Here is a 14997-nt window from a genome sequence, read left to right on the forward strand (position 1 = left end):
AGGTGGGACGGGCGTGGGCTACGATTACTCGGCACGCTCGGGGTATAGCGCAGCTTGGTAGCGCGCTTCGTTCGGGACGAAGAGGCCGTCGGTTCAAATCCGGCTACCCCGACTTCGTGAAACACCAGGCCAGGGCCGGTTTCCTCACTACGAGGAACTGGCCCTGACTCGTCTCTTGATCTCCGTTGGGAGAAATTTGGGAGACGATCTTGTCCGGAGCATCTCGTCGAGGACGCCCACCGGCGATCTCGGGCTGATCTCCGCTCTTGCTTCGACCGCCGCCACCCAGAGGTCCGTCAGGCCGTCTGTGAGCTTCCGGCGCATCTCCGGCGTGGTGTGGGAGTACCGAGCCTGCACTGAGCCGTCCAGGTGGCCCAGCTGCTCGTCCATGAGCACCGGCGGGGTGCCCAGCTCGATCATCATGGTCTTGTAGGTGTGCCGGAGCCCGTGAGGCGTCAGACCGGGCGCGATCGGCACCCAGCAGGCATCAGCCCGGCCGGCGGCGTTGCGACCCCGCACCGGAACACCTGGCCACGGCTCCCCGAGGATCGGCACCGGGCGCGGATTCCTCCCCGGGTAGCGACCCGTGGCCGCCGGCTGAAACAACCACGACGCGAAGCCGCTCCGACGCCAGTGCGCCGCCAGGTCTCCGGATGCCGCGTTCCGGACGTAGCCGAGATCGGCGATCGCCTGGACCACGGTCTCCCGGGTGGCCGCCGCCACGCTGTCCCGGTTGTTGAGCACTGCCGAGACGGTGCCGGTCGACACACCAGCCCGGCGTGCCACGTCGACCAGCTTCGGTCCGAGTTGCCGAACAGATCCGTTGGGCGGTCGATGCCCGCTGAAGACGTACGCCCGGCCGTGGCAGCCACATGTCTTCGCCGTCTGGGCGCGCAGCAGCCCGCTCAGCCAGGCCGGCACGACCACCGTCCGCCGGGAGTCGTCCTTCGGCGGGCAGTGGTGGAGCTCACCCGTGTCCAGCTCGTACAGCTGCCACTCGATCCGGATTTCCGTCGGCCGCACGTACTGCGCCTCCAAGCCCACGACCTCACCCCAGCGCGTGCCGGTGAAGCCCAGCGTGACCAGCGCCGTGAACTCGTCATCCCGTCCGGACAGCAGCGCCGCCCGCTCAGCGAGCAGCAGGACGCCGAGCACATTCGTGATCGCCTTCTCCGGCCCGCGGCTCCTGGACCGTCCGGCCCGCTTGCCCCTCCCCCGCCGTCTCGTCGCCGGATTGGCCACGATGAGACCCTCGTCGACGGCGTCCGCGAGGATCAGATGCAGCGTTGCCCGCCACGTCTTCACGCTCGCATCCGCGTAGCCGGCCATCCGCTCACTCTTGGCCCACGCGTCGACGTCAGCCGAGGTAATCGACCCAACCTCTCGGTCCTCGAAGGTCGGCAGGAGGTGCTCCTCGATGTGGCGCCGGTAGTTCTGCATCGTCGACGCGGCCAGGTCCTGCCGCTCGTACCAGGCGTTGGCCCAGTTGCCGAAACGCATCCGCACCGACGGCGCCACGGGACGCAGGCCCTTGACCTCAGCCTCGTCGGCCCCCTTCTTCGCCTCGCGCCGCGTCCGGAACTCGACCTTCGCGCCGTTCGCGTCCTGGACAGTGCCGTACTTGCCGGAGTCGAGCTTGTACCTGGCCCGCCAGTAGTCGCCTCGCTTCTCGGCGTATCCCATGTCTCATCTCCCTTCATGCCGCTCGTCTGGGCCGCCGCGCCCGCAGCGGTCCGTTGGTTGTGGGAGGTGCCGCCCGCGGCGTGGCCGGTCGCGGTTCTAGGGGCCGCACCTCGAAGAGCCGGATGATCTCGGCCAAGTGCTCATCGGTGAACCGGTAGCTCCCGCCGATCCACGCGAACGGGATGCGACGCTTGCGGGCCTGTTCCTTCACCCACCATTCGGAGCAGCCGAGAATCTTGGCGACCTCAGCCGGCTTACGCAGCACGCAGCGCGCCTCCTTCCGCTTCGTTCGTTGCGTCGAGCTGGGCCGCCCGGTCCTTGGCCGCGTTGACCGCGTTGCGCCAGTGGATGCGTTGTGCGAGCGCACGGAGGAGTCGATGCCGCAGCGGTGGAAGGTCCGGGTCGTCCGGCCGGGCAAGCTCCCAGGCCGCTGACGCCGTTGGTTCCGGCTCTGGCGCGGCTTCGACGCCGAGGAGCGCGCGGACCCAGGCTTTGGCGTCGTAGCGGTGATCGGCGAGGGTCTTTCCGGACCAGTCGCGGGAGACGAGGATGCGCCGGCCGCCGATGCCGAGCGTGGAGCGCTGGTGCACGCGGCCTTTGCAGTTGCCGGGCCGCAGCCGGGCGTGTGCGTTCTTGGGCTGGATGCCGTAGAGGAGCCAGTTCGCGCACCGGTCCGAGCACGGCGTGACCCGAAGTTCCCGCCAGAACCGCTCGAGGTGGTCCCGCTGCCGGTCGGTGGTCACGGCGTGGCAGTCGGCGGCCGATTTGGTGATGTACTTCGTGATGTAGCCGATGGCTCGCTCAGCGTTGCTGTCGTTGGCATTCACGCCTTCAGCGCGCAGCTGGGTCCCGAAGCGGATGACGTGTGCCGGCTCGTCCTCGATCGCTTCCAGCGCCTCATCCCATGTGGTGAGGGACTGGCCAGTCTCGCCGTCTCGCCAACTCTCGCCGTCCCAGGTGGGGCGGCAGGTTGGCGCGTCGACCTTCGGCCACCACACCTGGTGGTAAGTGGCTGCCGCTACTTCTTTGAGGACTGCGCGGGAGATGGTGCCGCGGATCGCGAAGTGGGCGTGCGGAGCCAGACGGCGTTGCGGCTCAACGCATCCGGCGTATTGGACGTTCCAGCCGACGCAACGACGTAGGTTCTGCCAGAACCGGTCAAGCAGTCGCGGGAAGGCGATCGCATCCCAGGCCGCCCGCCGGTAGTCGTAGGTGGCCGAGTCGACGGGTGAACCGTCCGACCGTACGGGGCCGTACGAGTCGAGCGTGACCGTGAGCCACATCGAAGGCCGGTACTGCGCACCGTCAGGGGCGGTGTATGTCCGGCCGACCGTGCGCGGGTCAACCTTCTGCCGAGGCAGCGCGGGTGCGTCCTGGCGCCGTTTGGTCGACCGTTGCCGCTTTGGCTGCGCTGGCTTGTCGTGCGCCGGGGCGACGCTGCCTCGCAGTCCTTCAACAGCGATCGCCTCCTCAACCTCGTGGATTGCTTCGTCGACCTCCGCGACCTGGTCCCACAGCGACTCGCGCACCGCCTGATCCCGACCGTGCTCCAGGTGTGCTCGGAGACTGATCAGCGCCCGCTGTCCCTCTGTGGCCGGCTCCGGTCCTGGAGCGGGTTCGTCGGTCCGGTGCCAGCCCTCGCGGATCTGGACCTTGCGCAGCCGACGAGCCCGCTCCGCGCATGGCTTGCACTTGTCGTCTCGGGTTGCACCGCACGGCACGTCGATGATCTCGGTCTTGCCGGTCTCCAGGTCCGTGCGGCGCAGGCCGATCGGTCGCAGGCACACGCCGTACTCGGCGGCCATGTCCTTGACCACGTCCGCGGCCATCGGGACGAGTCTCCGGGCCGCCCGGGAACCCGGTCGCGGCTGTTGCTCGGGTTCAAGCCCAGGCAGGGCAGTGACCGTCATCGGCGCCCCCGGCTGTGCGTTTCATCCCGAGCCGCGACAGCTCCCGCGACGATGAGGACCAGGGCGATAACCACCCAGTGCGCTACCAGCCAGGCAACGAGCAGCCACAGCATCCAGCCGACCGCGCTGACCGTGACGAGTGCGGCGACGATGACCGCGACTTGTGCGGCGCGGCGCCGGCCTTTGCGTTCCCGGGCCGGTTGGAGCAGTGTCACGTTGATGGCGTATCGGTCTCCGCCGAGTGGCTGCGGACGTCCGTAGCGGACGAGATGCCCTCGCGCGCTCGCCGATCGGAGCACGTTGGCGAGTTGGTCGGCGGGGCCGGTGAGGTAGTGGTTCACCGGTTCTAGCTCGCGCGTCACCGCACGACTCCTGACGGGATGGCACCGTTGATTGCCTTGAGCGGCAACGGTTCGGGCTCGACAACAGGTTCAGGCTCTGTTAGGGGTGCGGTCCGGCTGGGAGTGCTGGAGGCGAGCAACGCGGCGGCGGCCATGACCATGAGCCCGTCGACGGCGGCCGGGCCGAACACCGACGTAAGGTCGTCCTCTCCGTAGTGGCGGATGAGGCCGGACAGGTGCCGGTAGGACACGACCGCCGCCACAAGCGCGACGATGAGCAGTCCGCCGTATCGAGCGAGCCGCCACCACGCGCCCGTCGGCCATTGGGTCCGGATCAGGATCTCCACGGCGACGAACAGGGCGATTGGCCAGAACATCGCGGCAACGACGGCGCCGGTCTCGGGACGCCAGCCCAGCGAGGCGCCGATGGGTGGGACGTAGCAGTGGGCGACGTTCGCGGCGAGGGATGCAGTGCCGCCGAGTACGGTGCCGGCGTAGGCCCAGGTGCGTCCGGTCATCAGTTCCACCCGAATCCGTCATGGTCTTCGGTGGTGCTATTGGTGTGTCGGCGATGTGCCGTGCCGAGGATGTCGTCTTGGTCGGCGTAGAACGCGGTGCAGTAGGGGCAGGGCAGGTCAGGATTGTCGTGGTCGAAGTCGATGCAGCCAGGTCGGCGGTTGCGTCGCCGGGGGTGGCGTTGTCCCATGAGGGGCCTCCTGTGGCGATTCAGCGAGATTTGGGGGTGATAGGGACGCGGATCCAGTCGGGTGGGGTGCCAGTGGAGGCGACTGCTTCGGACAGGCAGCGCCACAGCGCCCAGGCCTCGTCCGGAGTCAGGTACATGCGCGGCGACCCGGGCCGACCGCGACGTAGAGGTCCTCGCCCTCGGTCACCCGCACCGTCACCGGCGAGGTGCCACGTACGCGGTCGGGTGCGCGGAGCCGGTAGAAGCGCCTCACGCCGCCGTCCCCCCGCCGAGCAGATCCGTCAGGCTGTCAGGCAGCAGCGGACCCGGCTGATAACGATGCGACGCAGGCTTCACCCGATGCATGGGGACCGAAGCCGGGGCCGGACGTGTTGTGGGTGTGTTCGGTGCGGCGTACTCAGCCGCCATCTCCCGGATTTCGGGGTCGGTGACGTAGGCGAACCGCACGCGGAGTGGTTCGGGCCGGTCGTCGAGGACCACGTACCCGACCCCACGCATGCTCGGGTCGGCGGAGAGTTGGTCGGCGATTGCGCCGCGGGCGCGGGAGCCGTCGCCGAGGACGAGGTCGACGTGGTTGCGTTCGTTGACCCGCAACGCGATCCGGGTCGGGAAGAAGTCCCGCAGCTCCACGACTTCCTTGCGCGGGTCCTGGGTGAAGGCCACGACGAGGAACCCGAGGCCGGCTCCTTGGGTGAGCAGCATCGCCAGCGCTGATCGAGCCCGGTTCCGCAACTCCACGTCCTGCAACAAGGCGACCAATGCGAGCAGCTCGTCGACGATCAGCACGTACAGCGGCTCGTCGACGGTCGGCGTGTGGAACCGGATGTGGCCTTGCATCCGGGACTGCCGCTCGCGCATCTTCGCGACGAGGTCTTCCAGCAGCTCGACCATCGAGGTCGGATCGGTGAACGCGTACCGGCTGAACAACTCTCGGCCCAGCGACAGCTCCACGCCACCCTTGGGGTCGATGCCCAGCAACTGCACGAGCCCGGTCCGGACATCGGCGGCGATCGCCCGGACCAGCGACCACAACACCGAGCCTTTCCCGGACCGCGTGGCACCTACGACGAGTACATGGGTGGCGAGCAGCCGCAGCGCGAATGTCCGCAGGTCTTCACCGAGCCCGAGTGGGAGCTGGTTGAGGTCCGGCTCGTCGGTGATCGGGAAGGCCGGGACGATGGGGCGTAGCGGGTCGCGGCGTGGGAATACCAGCCAGACCAACCGGGGCCGGTCCCGGAACCGCACCCGGTCTACCGCGCGCAAGAGCAGTGCCCATCGGCCGACTCTGGCGGGCGGGGTAGTGCGCCGACCGGTATAGACGCGGCACTGGCGGGCGTTGAAGGAGTGCGCCAGGTTCGCCGACGCCTGGTGGTACAGATCCGGGTTGTGGCCGCGTGGCATGCGCAGCAGCACTTCGTCGGCCGCGACCGTGCAGCGGACCCGCAGCAGCTTCGGAACCACCCGCGTGTCGTCGAACCGTTCGGCGAGCTTGCACAGCGTCATCGCTTCGCGCCAGTGCAGTTGGTAGAGGCTGATCCGTCGCCACCAGGCCAGCAGCGGCAACAGCAGCAGCCGTTCGCATGTCGGTCGCCAGCGCCACCACCACAGCCCGCCCACGCCGGCCGCGACGATGAGGACCAGGACCAGGGCAAGCCAGCCGTGGCGGTACCAGAGCCAGGCAGCACCGCCGACGAGCGTGAGCGAGCACCAGTTGCGCCGCGCGACCGGGATCAGCCGGACCAGAGCAACGGCGGCTTTCCAGGCGAGGTACGGCCCGACAACCCAGATCACCACCCACCACGGCAGTGGCACAGATAGACGTCGGAAATTGACGAGTGGAGCGTTGTTCTTCACTTTTAGACCCTCCCCAGGGAACCCGCGTTCAGGTGGCGGGCCGCGAGCGTGGCGAATCGGCCGCGGGTATCGCGGCGGAACGCAACGAAGGTGAACGGCATGCCGGTGAACCAGCGGGTGAAGCGCCCGGACGCGTCGCGCGTGACGGGCATCAGCAGTGCGACTTGGTTGGAGCAAGTGCGACGGCCGGGCTGGAATGGGGAGCGGGATTTGGGCATGATGAAGCCCGCCTTCCTTTGTCGCCCCAAGCGATTACGAGGGAAGGAACGGGGCGGTCTGTTAGCCGTAGGAAGCCGGACCGCCCCGTACCTAATGCGTTACTTGCTCGCCCGGGCCGGAGCCGAGGAGCGGAAGCCCGTCGCGCGGATCGAGTACGTCAGCCGGCCCGTCTGCCCGACGTACGGCGTGACGGTCATGCCCTCGAACTCCACCGGCGCGAACGGCGCCGACGACTCCGGCACCGGCTGCACGGGCGCCGAGATCTTCACGACCACTTCCCGGGCGCGGCCAGCCAGATCCGGGTCCATGTCCGAGACCCGCACCGACCACACCCGCTGCCCGGTCAACTTGTCCACCGCAGGTGTGCGGGTCCGGGTCGCCTCGTTGTAGTCCTGCGCCTCGACGATCGAGTCCGGCACCAGCATGCAGCCAGCTGGGAAGACGTCCTCGAACCGTACGGAAAAGCGCGTTCCGCCTTTCAGTGCCACGGTGCTTGTTCCTCTCTTCGAACTTCGGCCACTCAACCGGACGATCAGTTGACTTGTTAAGTTACGATGTAGGCGTAGCTCGGGAACCTAGCTTGTTAAGTGGATGACCTTGCTCAATCCGCTTAACGGACGAGATTGAGCAAGGTCGAAGCGACGGCTAAGTAAGCGGGAACGAGTCTTCGAACTCGTGACGCGTCGGGGGTACCGCCACATCCAGCGCGAACGCCGGCAGCCCCTCGCGGGTGAAGACGCAGAAGAGGACCGTGAGCAGCCAGTCGTTGCGCCCGATTCCCAGCAGCTGCTGCTCCTCGGGTGTGGACGGTCGCGCGGAGATCCGCTCGGTGGCATGCCCGAACTGCAGTGCCTTGCTCACCGCGAGGTGCTGGACCAAGCCGCGCGATAGAGGCTTGGAAGATCCGACGTCGGTACCGTCAGCCAAGTCCTCGGGAATGTAGGCGGTGCTGAGCTCAACGGGACCGACCCCTTCAACGCTCACCCGCCGGTAACGCACGACGACCGGGGAGCCTTCAGGCAGCCCGAGCGCCGTCGCGGCGTACGGCGGGGCCGGGGCCGTGGCGACGTGCAGGATCTCCACGTGCCCCTCGGCCTCGTCCATGAGCAGCGAGGCAGCATGCTCGGGTACCGATCGTCGCCCAACGGGCCGGGAGCGCGCGAAGCGGCCTTTGCCCTGCTGCGACTCGATCCACCCGTCCTGTCGCAGGATCTCCAGCGCCCGCACGACCACGGGCCGCGACACGTCGAACTCGGCCATGAGCGCGGTCTCGCTGGGCAGCATCACACCGGACGCGTACGTTCCGTCCGTGATCCGCTGCTGCAACGCGTTGACGATCTGCGCGTACTTGGGCGGCCTGTACTCGATCGGCATCGAGCCCACCCTCCGCGAAGCGACGACATAGCTTGTCAAGAGATTATCCGATTGAGTCGAGGCATGTCGATCCGGTCCGGGCCACTCGTTGTGGCGCTCTCTAGATGGCTTCATCACGCAGCCGGATCTCCTCGACGTGCTTTCGCCAGAGGATCTCGATCGCCGCGTCGTAGCCGTGCGTGCTCCAGTCTCCAGCGTCCGGCATGACCAGCTCGATCTCGTCGACGTAGGCCTCGACGAACTTCTTGATCGCCGTCGCGCGGTCCCACGAGTACTGCTGACGCTCCGATGGCCGCAAAGCTATCCAGCGGCGCGCGACGTCACGCACGACCGCCCGCCGATCGTCCGCGTCATCGAGTCGATTGCCCGCCTGGTGCACCAGGAGATCGCCTTTGACCGTCACGCAGCGGCCGATCATCGGCAGCAGGACGAGCGCGACCTCAAGCTGAACCTCTGCATCGACACGTTGTTCCTGTTTGGCCATACCACGCGTCCCTTCACGTACTGCTCCCGCGACCAGCCGGCGCGGAATGGGAAGATGGGGCGCGGTCCCTTGGTGCTAAGGACATCAAGGGGCCGCCCGTCAGGTATTGCTCGCGTCTTTCTCCCTGCCCGCGTCACGTGCAGCGCGCAGGAGCCCGGCGTATCCCAGCGCCGCACGACTCAGCCACTCCGCGGACTGGATCGCGAAATCCCACTGGCCATCGCCGCCGTACTCGATGACCACGGTCGACTCAAGATCCTTGAGCACCAGCACCGGATCGCCGGCCTTGTCGACCGCATCGCAGATCTGCAACGTCCCGGCGTCCAGAACAAGGGCCTCACCTTGCGGCACCAGCTGAGCGAACAGGCTACGGATCTCCTCATCAGCGATGAGGGAGCTGTCTTCGTTGACGGCCGCCGCCGCTCGGTCGTCGTCAGGCATCGTGGACTCCACTCCCTGAGCACTCCGGGCAGGTCACACGCGAGTACCTGGCGAAGGACTCGGACCAGTCGAAGGATCGCCGCCGAGTAGAGACTCGCCAGCCGCGGCCTTCACAGCCCCGGCAGTTCGTGTCGGCCGTTCCACTGTCGACGCTCGACTGCCCGTTGCTTGCCTTTGACATACGTCGAGCATGTTCGAATTCTTGGTGCGCCCTGGAGTCCTTTGAGTAGTCCCGGTGTAGTCCCTCGTGTAGTCCCGTCGGTGTAAATCGCGTGCTCGCAGCGATACATTGGTGTTGATGACCCGGGGAGGGCACTCAGTGACTGGCGCAGATTTCGGCTTGCGGCTGCGACGACTGCGAGAGCAACACGGCCTGACCCAGCAGGAGCTCGTCGATCGGCTGATCTCCCTTGCGTGGACCGAGACGCGGCAACACGTCGGCCTGGACCGCCAGATGGTGTCGAAGTGGGAGCGCGGAATCAAGATCCCCGACAAGCGCTACCGAAACCTGCTGCGCACCGCCCTCGGAATCGCCGATCACGACCTAGGCGAAGGTACCTCGGCAGGGGACTCCACAGCAGTCGAGGTGGCCGGCGACCTCTTCGAATCACCGCTCGATGTCATGAGCCGCATGCAACTCCTCACCAGCTCCAACACGAATGACGAGACAATCACGCAGTACAGCGAGGCAATCGACACAATCGTCGAACTGTATGAACACGAAGGTCCCGCCAGCCTGGCTGCCCACGTCGTCCGCCGGCGCAAGAACGTCCAGCTGCTCCTTGAGGGATCGCAGCCGCCGCACCACCGCGAGAAGCTGTACCTGGTCGCCGGCAAGCTCTCCGCGCTACTGGGCTATATGGCCGTCAACCTCGGGAAGTTCGCGACGGCCACCGCGTACAGCCGCGAGGCGTTCCAGCTCGGCGCGTTCGCCAAGTCGCCGGACCTCCAGGCATGGGCACGCGGCACCCAAAGCTTCTGCGCCTACTACGTCGGCGACTTCCGCACCGCCGCCGACCTTGCCCGCGACGGACAGCGCTATGCCAGGAACGGCCCGCAAGCCGTCCGCCTCGCCAGCAACGGCGAAGCCCGCGCCCTAGCCAAACTCGGCGACGTCCGCGGCGTCAATGACGCAGTAGAACGCGCCTACCGCATCGCCGAGCAGTACGAACCCCCGCCGGGCGTGTCCTCCTGTATCTCATTCGGCCTTTACAGCAACGCCCACACAGCATCGAACGCTGCGACCGCTTACGTCGACCTTGGCTTGCCGGCCCGAGTGCAGGAGTTCGCCGACCAGGTGATGCCGGTCTTCGAAGCCTCAGAGTCCCGGTGGAGCCAGTCGCTCCTACGACTCGACCTCGCCAAGGCCATGGTCCGCGCGGATGCACCCGAGCCCGAACGGGCCGCAAACCTGGTCATCGAAGCGCTGACCCTGTCTGCGGAGCGGCCGATCACGTCGGTTCTCACGCGAAGCCGCGAGTTCCTCGGCACCGCCTCAAGGTGGCGCGACCTCGAACCAGTCCGGAACGCCACCGAGACCCTCCGAGCCGTCGAACGACGCTAAGCCAGTGACGCGTATCGTGCCTCCATGACACCGCAGCAGGAGGACTGGGAACGCTTCTCCTCGCTGAAGCGGATGCAGAATCACTGGGACCGTCCAGACTGGACACCAGGCCGTCAGGCGTACTACTGGTACCTGACGTGGGACTCCGCGCCTTTGCGAGAGCTAGCCGACCAATGTCAACGCGCGCTTCGGTCGCCCTATCTCGATCTAGTCCCGCTCGACGCGCTACACCTAACGATGCCAAAGCTAGCGTGGGCCGACCAGATCAGCAGTGACGTCCTGGGCCAAGCAGTAGACAATGCGACCGACCTTTGTGCCGCGATCGAATCTTTCACAATAAAGGTAGGTCCGCTTGCCGGCTCAGCTGGCGCGGTGCGATTTAGCGTCGACCCGTGGCCGCCGATTCTAGAATTATCCCGCCGCCTGACCGAAGCCAACCCTCTCGGCGAGAACCATTCCTCTGCCGAGTTCCGACCACACATTGGCGTCGCATACTGCAACAGCGATATCGCCGCCCATCCGGTGATCGCCAGGGTAGAGCAACTGCGGGGCCTTCCACAGATTGAAGTTCAGGTGACAGCTGTCGAGCTAGTCCTACTCAGGCGCGAAGGTCGCTCCTACCGCTGGTCCACCTTTGCTGAAATCCAGTTGGCACGCTTCCACAATTAAGGCACTGGCTCAGAGACCACGCCCATACTCTTCACTTTGCTCTCAATGTTGCAAAGCCGTTTAATCACGCTGTCGGCGCTTTCCTGGAGCGCAGAACGAGCGCGATCAAAATCTTCGTTCAGCCAGGCGAGGACCTGATTTAGCAAGGTCTTCTTCGCAAGCCGCCGATCTTGTTCGTCTTTAATATTGAAGACCTCATCAACCCGCTCGTCAAATAGCTTTGGATAATAGCGCTCGAAAATCGGTTGGTCCCACGTCTGGAAATTCTCGGCATCCCACCCTTGAAGGAGCGACGCAAATCCTCAACCGTTTTACGTCCTACCTCGTCGCCGTCGACCAGGACCCAAGCACGCCCCCTGTACGGACCATCAAGATGTGCAAACAGCAGCATCTCCCGAAAGTCCTGCATAATAGGTGAAACTCGGCTAATACCCATTGCCGCAAGGGTTCTAAGCCGAGCCAGAGCAGGCGCAAACATGGGAATTAAAAAATCCCGGACAATCCGCTCTGCGCTCGACTCCTCAAAGATCAGCCATCCGTCACCGAGCCCGAGATCGGCTAGCTCGTATCCAAGATCTCTGAGAATGTGCATCCGCTCCTCTGTGCCGCCGACTTTGCGATATTCGGACGTCGGGGGAAGCGCTCGGTCGCTAACAGTGTGCAGCACTCTTGTGTTAGGGAGCGACCCAAGCATGGTCAACACCACGCTACTATGAGTGCTAATCACAAACTGGTTTCTGTCGCTCGACTCGCGGATCGCAGACAAGAGCACTTTGAGCGCAGCAGGGTGTAGATCATTCTCCGGTTCCTCGACGAGCACGACGTTCCCGTCCGCCACACTCAAGTTGACTAAAAGCGATAGCGTACCGGAAAGCCCCGATCCCATAGATTCCAATAATATCCGTTGGTACCGATCAATCTTTACGCCAATAAGCTGGCCATTCGCTCCGTTGATTACATCGAAATTGACGCCAAGCACGCGCCGGCTTAGATCCCGAAACTTTGCTGCTTCAGGAACATTATCACTAGCAAGTTCCATTACACGGCCGACAAGATTGTCATCGGTTGGGAGGACCGTGCGCGACGAATCCTCGCGCACTTGCGATTGATATGACCCGGGGCGCCGACCTGTAAGGACGGGAAATATCAAGCTTTGCGGCTCCTGTTGAGGAATCGCGTTGAATTCCGCCTCGCCGCCATCGACATTAACGGCTTTGATCTGCATGCTAAAGCCATCGGGAAGCATTCGCTTTGCAGTGTAGGAAAGGTGCCCTCCAATGAAACCGTCAGTTAACGTCTCACCAGTGGCTAACCTGAGATGCGAAACATCCCTCAGGCCGAGTTGCACATCGAGGTCATCTGCACCGATCCTGAAGTCGTCATTACTCAAACGACTGCCCATCTGGATTAGATAGATCGCCCGAAGTAGTGCCGACTTTCCTGAATTGTTCCGGCCCACTAACAGGGTTATTGGCCCCAGGTCTAGCTGGCCCGAATCTCGGATCGAACGATAGTTTCTTACCCTCACCCAATCAAAGATAGCGCCCACGCGGCAACACCCTTCGCGATTAGATGTCATTAAAGTACGTGCTGTAGTCAGCCGCTTCTAGCAACGCGCCACCGCGGATTGGGGGTCGCTAGCTCTGCGCCTCGTACATTTAGAACTTAATCCGCGGATATGACGCCCTCGCACAGGAATCTATGTGGAGCACGAATTCCCGAGCGACCTCGACAACTCGCGCCGAGGTGTCCGCTAGATAGTGCAGGGGGCCACCGTCTGCTTGCACGTTTAGTACGTCAGCGAGCTTCTTTTCCAGCCGAAGCATAGAAGCGATGTCATTCTTTTGGCGAGCGGTTAGCCTTCCACGGCCATGAACGATTGCATTTCTCAACTCAATGACCGCATCAAAGGCTTGCTGCGCTGACGTTCCTGATACAGCTAGGCCGAAACCACTCGAAAGCCAGCGAAGGCGATTTGGCCACGAATCATGAAACGTATCCTTGGCGCGGTCAAGCAATCCCTTGCCGAAAGAGGTACTGGCCATGTTTGAATCTTTTACAAGCACATCCAGCAGATCGTCAACATATGCTTCGGTCAGCGTGGCAACTCTGGTTACTACATGATCGACTGGTGGATTCGACGTTGAAATCTCATAGCTGATTCGCGCCAGCGATCGCAGCAACTGTTCCGAAGCGTCAGCTAGAAGCTGCGGCGGCAAAATTCGCACCCCATTCGAATGCGGCTTTGGAAAGCTTGCTTTCCTGGATTAATGCCTTTGCTAGTCCTGAAGTGGACGCCACTCCCATTCGCCCGCAGGCCGCAGCAAGAGCAGGCCGAGTTATGGAGCAAGCCTCCCGATAGAGCGCGGACAGCGCCTGCTGATCAATTCCATTCCGACCAGCCAGGTACCATGCGGCCTCTGCTCGAACAACCTCATGGCGGTCAGATAGGAGGCCACGCATCCATTTTCCAACATCCTCAGTCCAACAGGTTTCACTGCCCGATGGCTGACGACCAGCTAGATTGACTACCCATATTTTGGCCCACGGGCTCTGACGCGCCATAGCCGCGAGCCGGACGGTTGTTTCCCACGCTTCTTCGGGGTCAACAGTTTTAGCGACATATTCTACAACGTTGGGCAGATACAGCGGATAACGGAAGACCACGTCCGCTAGTAGGTCGTCCGAAAGGCGGTCGCCGGTGCTTCCTTGAAGGATGATCAGCGCGAGACTTAGAAACCGGCCAAAGTGACGGTTAGCGTCCGCTTGCTGCTCATTCCAGTCGTAAAGCATCTGCCGCATCCCGATTTGGACCAATTCCGGCCCCTCGGGCGCGATGAGCCCTGCGCCTCCGTAGCCCCACTCAACCCACTCATCGAATGCCTTACCAGTCGCCTGGCCGTTGAGATATTTTCTTAGGAAATCGGACTCTTCTATTGCACTAGCTGCCACAGTATCTGCGCGCCTGATGGTGGTCTTCTCAGTTGAAAGAATCAAACCGAGGCGCCGAGCGGCTTCGGCAGCATTTTCTATAAGTTGATTGGCTCGCGGCCAGTCCGGCGCAAGCATCTTGAAGTCATCAGCGTAGCGAGAGACTCGAGCTTCTTCTCGAAGAAGGTCGAGCTCCATCTGTTGAAGGTAGCAGTCGGCGAGGACATCGCTCGACGCCATCAACTGCGGCAGTCCGCGGTCTCTTCCATGGATCTCCCCAAGATAGTTGACTAGGTAGCCAGTCTCTTCCACACGATTTGTGCACAGGATCAACTGATCGGCGAGTTGTGAATGATCGATGTATTCGTAGCAGGACGCGATGTCGGTTTCGACGAGATATTCATCTACTTCATGCCCGTCGCCCGGCGTACCGAATCCGTTGTGCTTCGCCCAGGCATCCGAGTCTCTCGGGCTGGACGGCAGCTCATCTGACAATGAGTCCACCAGCGCCGTGTAGAGGACCCGCGACGCGGGCGACAAGACTGTTACCGGCCTCGGCCCACCGAGGCCTCTCCGTGGCAGAGTGAGGGTCTCGACGCGCGGAACATGCCCAGCGGACGCCGCAGCGACCACAGAGTCGACAAGCGCCGACTTAGCCGGCTCTAGGCAAAGATCCATTACCAGGCCAGGGAAACGATCAAGCGGAGTGCCGCAAACGACGTCTGCGGCTGCCGACAGCTTGAGATTGTCGATCACTGACTTGGAGATCTGCACTCGTCTGTTTTATCACGCCGGTCATTGCCGAATCCGCCTATATTCAA

15 protein-coding genes and 1 tRNA gene are annotated in these 14997 nt (G+C 63.9%); 3 read left to right on the forward strand and 13 right to left on the reverse strand.

Annotated features, from left to right (window positions below; all coding sequences use genetic code 11):
• Positions 1 to 38: 38 nt before the first annotated feature.
• Positions 39 to 112: transfer RNA gene (locus ACIA8L_RS01700), tRNA-Pro, on the forward strand.
• A gap of 35 nt (positions 113 to 147) precedes the next feature.
• Here ACIA8L_RS01700 and ACIA8L_RS01705 read toward each other — a convergent pair.
• The 10 genes from ACIA8L_RS01705 to ACIA8L_RS01750 form a co-directional block, all read right to left on the reverse strand.
• Positions 148 to 1683 (reverse strand): LacI family DNA-binding transcriptional regulator, encoded by a 1536-nt coding sequence (locus ACIA8L_RS01705; protein WP_395899344.1) that lies wholly within the window; start codon positions 1681 to 1683, stop codon positions 148 to 150.
• A gap of 13 nt (positions 1684 to 1696) precedes the next feature.
• Entirely contained in the window at positions 1697 to 1948 is a 252-nt protein-coding gene (locus ACIA8L_RS01710; protein ID WP_395899346.1) for a helix-turn-helix domain-containing protein, read from the reverse strand.
• Positions 1938 to 3593, reverse strand: a complete 1656-nt coding sequence (locus ACIA8L_RS01715; RefSeq protein WP_395899348.1) for a replication initiator — start codon at positions 3591 to 3593, stop codon at positions 1938 to 1940. Before ACIA8L_RS01715 ends, ACIA8L_RS01710 begins: the two co-directional genes overlap by 11 nt.
• A complete protein-coding gene (locus ACIA8L_RS01720) occupies positions 3590 to 3808 on the reverse strand; it encodes a hypothetical protein (RefSeq protein ID WP_395899350.1) in 219 nt (72 codons plus the stop codon). The genes ACIA8L_RS01715 and ACIA8L_RS01720 overlap by 4 nt, the downstream gene beginning before the upstream one ends.
• 143 nt (positions 3809 to 3951) lie before the next feature.
• A complete protein-coding gene (locus ACIA8L_RS01725; protein ID WP_395899352.1) occupies positions 3952 to 4452 on the reverse strand; it encodes a DUF2637 domain-containing protein in 501 nt (166 codons plus the stop codon).
• A 437-nt stretch (positions 4453 to 4889) separates the two neighbouring features.
• On the reverse strand, positions 4890 to 6494 hold the full coding sequence (locus tag ACIA8L_RS01730) for an FtsK/SpoIIIE domain-containing protein (protein ID WP_395899354.1): 1605 nt from the start codon (positions 6492 to 6494) through the stop codon (positions 4890 to 4892).
• A gap of 317 nt (positions 6495 to 6811) precedes the next feature.
• Positions 6812 to 7201, reverse strand: a complete 390-nt coding sequence (locus ACIA8L_RS01735) for a transcriptional regulator (RefSeq protein WP_395899356.1) — start codon at positions 7199 to 7201, stop codon at positions 6812 to 6814.
• Positions 7202 to 7358: 157 nt separating this feature from the next.
• Positions 7359 to 8087 carry a GntR family transcriptional regulator gene (locus ACIA8L_RS01740; protein ID WP_395899358.1) on the reverse strand — a complete coding sequence of 243 codons (729 nt, stop codon included), beginning with the start codon at positions 8085 to 8087 and terminating at the stop codon, positions 7359 to 7361.
• 100 nt (positions 8088 to 8187) lie between these two features.
• Entirely contained in the window at positions 8188 to 8571 is a 384-nt protein-coding gene (locus ACIA8L_RS01745) for a hypothetical protein (RefSeq protein WP_395899360.1), read from the reverse strand.
• Positions 8572 to 8670: 99 nt separating this feature from the next.
• Positions 8671 to 9012, reverse strand: a complete 342-nt coding sequence (locus tag ACIA8L_RS01750) for a hypothetical protein (protein ID WP_395899362.1) — start codon at positions 9010 to 9012, stop codon at positions 8671 to 8673.
• A gap of 319 nt (positions 9013 to 9331) precedes the next feature.
• Between ACIA8L_RS01750 and ACIA8L_RS01755 the strand changes: the two genes are divergently transcribed.
• Both ACIA8L_RS01755 and ACIA8L_RS01760 read left to right on the forward strand, forming a co-directional pair.
• Positions 9332 to 10576, forward strand: a complete 1245-nt coding sequence (locus ACIA8L_RS01755; RefSeq protein WP_395899364.1) for a multiprotein-bridging factor 1 family protein — start codon at positions 9332 to 9334, stop codon at positions 10574 to 10576.
• Between the two features lie 24 nt (positions 10577 to 10600).
• Positions 10601 to 11245: a 2'-5' RNA ligase family protein gene (locus ACIA8L_RS01760; protein WP_395899366.1), complete on the forward strand. Its 645-nt coding sequence runs from the start codon at positions 10601 to 10603 to the stop codon at positions 11243 to 11245.
• Positions 11246 to 11384: 139 nt separating this feature from the next.
• Here the strand turns inward: ACIA8L_RS01760 and ACIA8L_RS01765 are convergent, their stop codons facing one another.
• The 3 genes from ACIA8L_RS01765 to ACIA8L_RS01775 all read right to left on the reverse strand — a co-directional run bounded on the left by ACIA8L_RS01765 (position 11385) and on the right by ACIA8L_RS01775 (position 14950).
• Positions 11385 to 12794 carry an ATP-dependent nuclease gene (locus ACIA8L_RS01765; RefSeq protein WP_395899368.1) on the reverse strand — a complete coding sequence of 470 codons (1410 nt, stop codon included), beginning with the start codon at positions 12792 to 12794 and terminating at the stop codon, positions 11385 to 11387.
• 109 nt (positions 12795 to 12903) lie between these two features.
• Positions 12904 to 13428 (reverse strand): hypothetical protein, encoded by a 525-nt coding sequence (locus ACIA8L_RS01770; RefSeq protein WP_395899370.1) that lies wholly within the window; start codon positions 13426 to 13428, stop codon positions 12904 to 12906.
• Between the two features lie 13 nt (positions 13429 to 13441).
• Positions 13442 to 14950: a reverse transcriptase domain-containing protein gene (locus tag ACIA8L_RS01775; RefSeq protein ID WP_395899372.1), complete on the reverse strand. Its 1509-nt coding sequence runs from the start codon at positions 14948 to 14950 to the stop codon at positions 13442 to 13444.
• Positions 14951 to 14997: the final 47 nt, after the last annotated feature.

It is taken from the genome of Dactylosporangium sp. NPDC051541 (assembly GCF_044454505.1).
GTDB lineage: Bacteria > Actinomycetota > Actinomycetes > Mycobacteriales > Micromonosporaceae > Dactylosporangium.

Excerpts from the sequence above, each read along its gene's own strand:
- ACIA8L_RS01705 (WP_395899344.1), bottom strand. The coding sequence starts at position 1,683 with ATGGGATACGCCGAGAAGCGAGGCGACTACTGGCGGGCCAGGTACAAG.
- ACIA8L_RS01715 (WP_395899348.1), bottom strand. The coding sequence starts at position 3,593 with ATGACGGTCACTGCCCTGCCTGGGCTTGAACCCGAGCAACAGCCGCGA.
- ACIA8L_RS01725 (WP_395899352.1), bottom strand. The coding sequence starts at position 4,452 with ATGACCGGACGCACCTGGGCCTACGCCGGCACCGTACTCGGCGGCACT.
- ACIA8L_RS01740 (WP_395899358.1), bottom strand. The coding sequence starts at position 8,087 with ATGCCGATCGAGTACAGGCCGCCCAAGTACGCGCAGATCGTCAACGCG.
- ACIA8L_RS01745 (WP_395899360.1), bottom strand. The coding sequence starts at position 8,571 with ATGGCCAAACAGGAACAACGTGTCGATGCAGAGGTTCAGCTTGAGGTC.
- ACIA8L_RS01750 (WP_395899362.1), bottom strand. The coding sequence starts at position 9,012 with ATGCCTGACGACGACCGAGCGGCGGCGGCCGTCAACGAAGACAGCTCC.
- ACIA8L_RS01760 (WP_395899366.1), top strand. The coding sequence starts at position 10,601 with ATGACACCGCAGCAGGAGGACTGGGAACGCTTCTCCTCGCTGAAGCGG.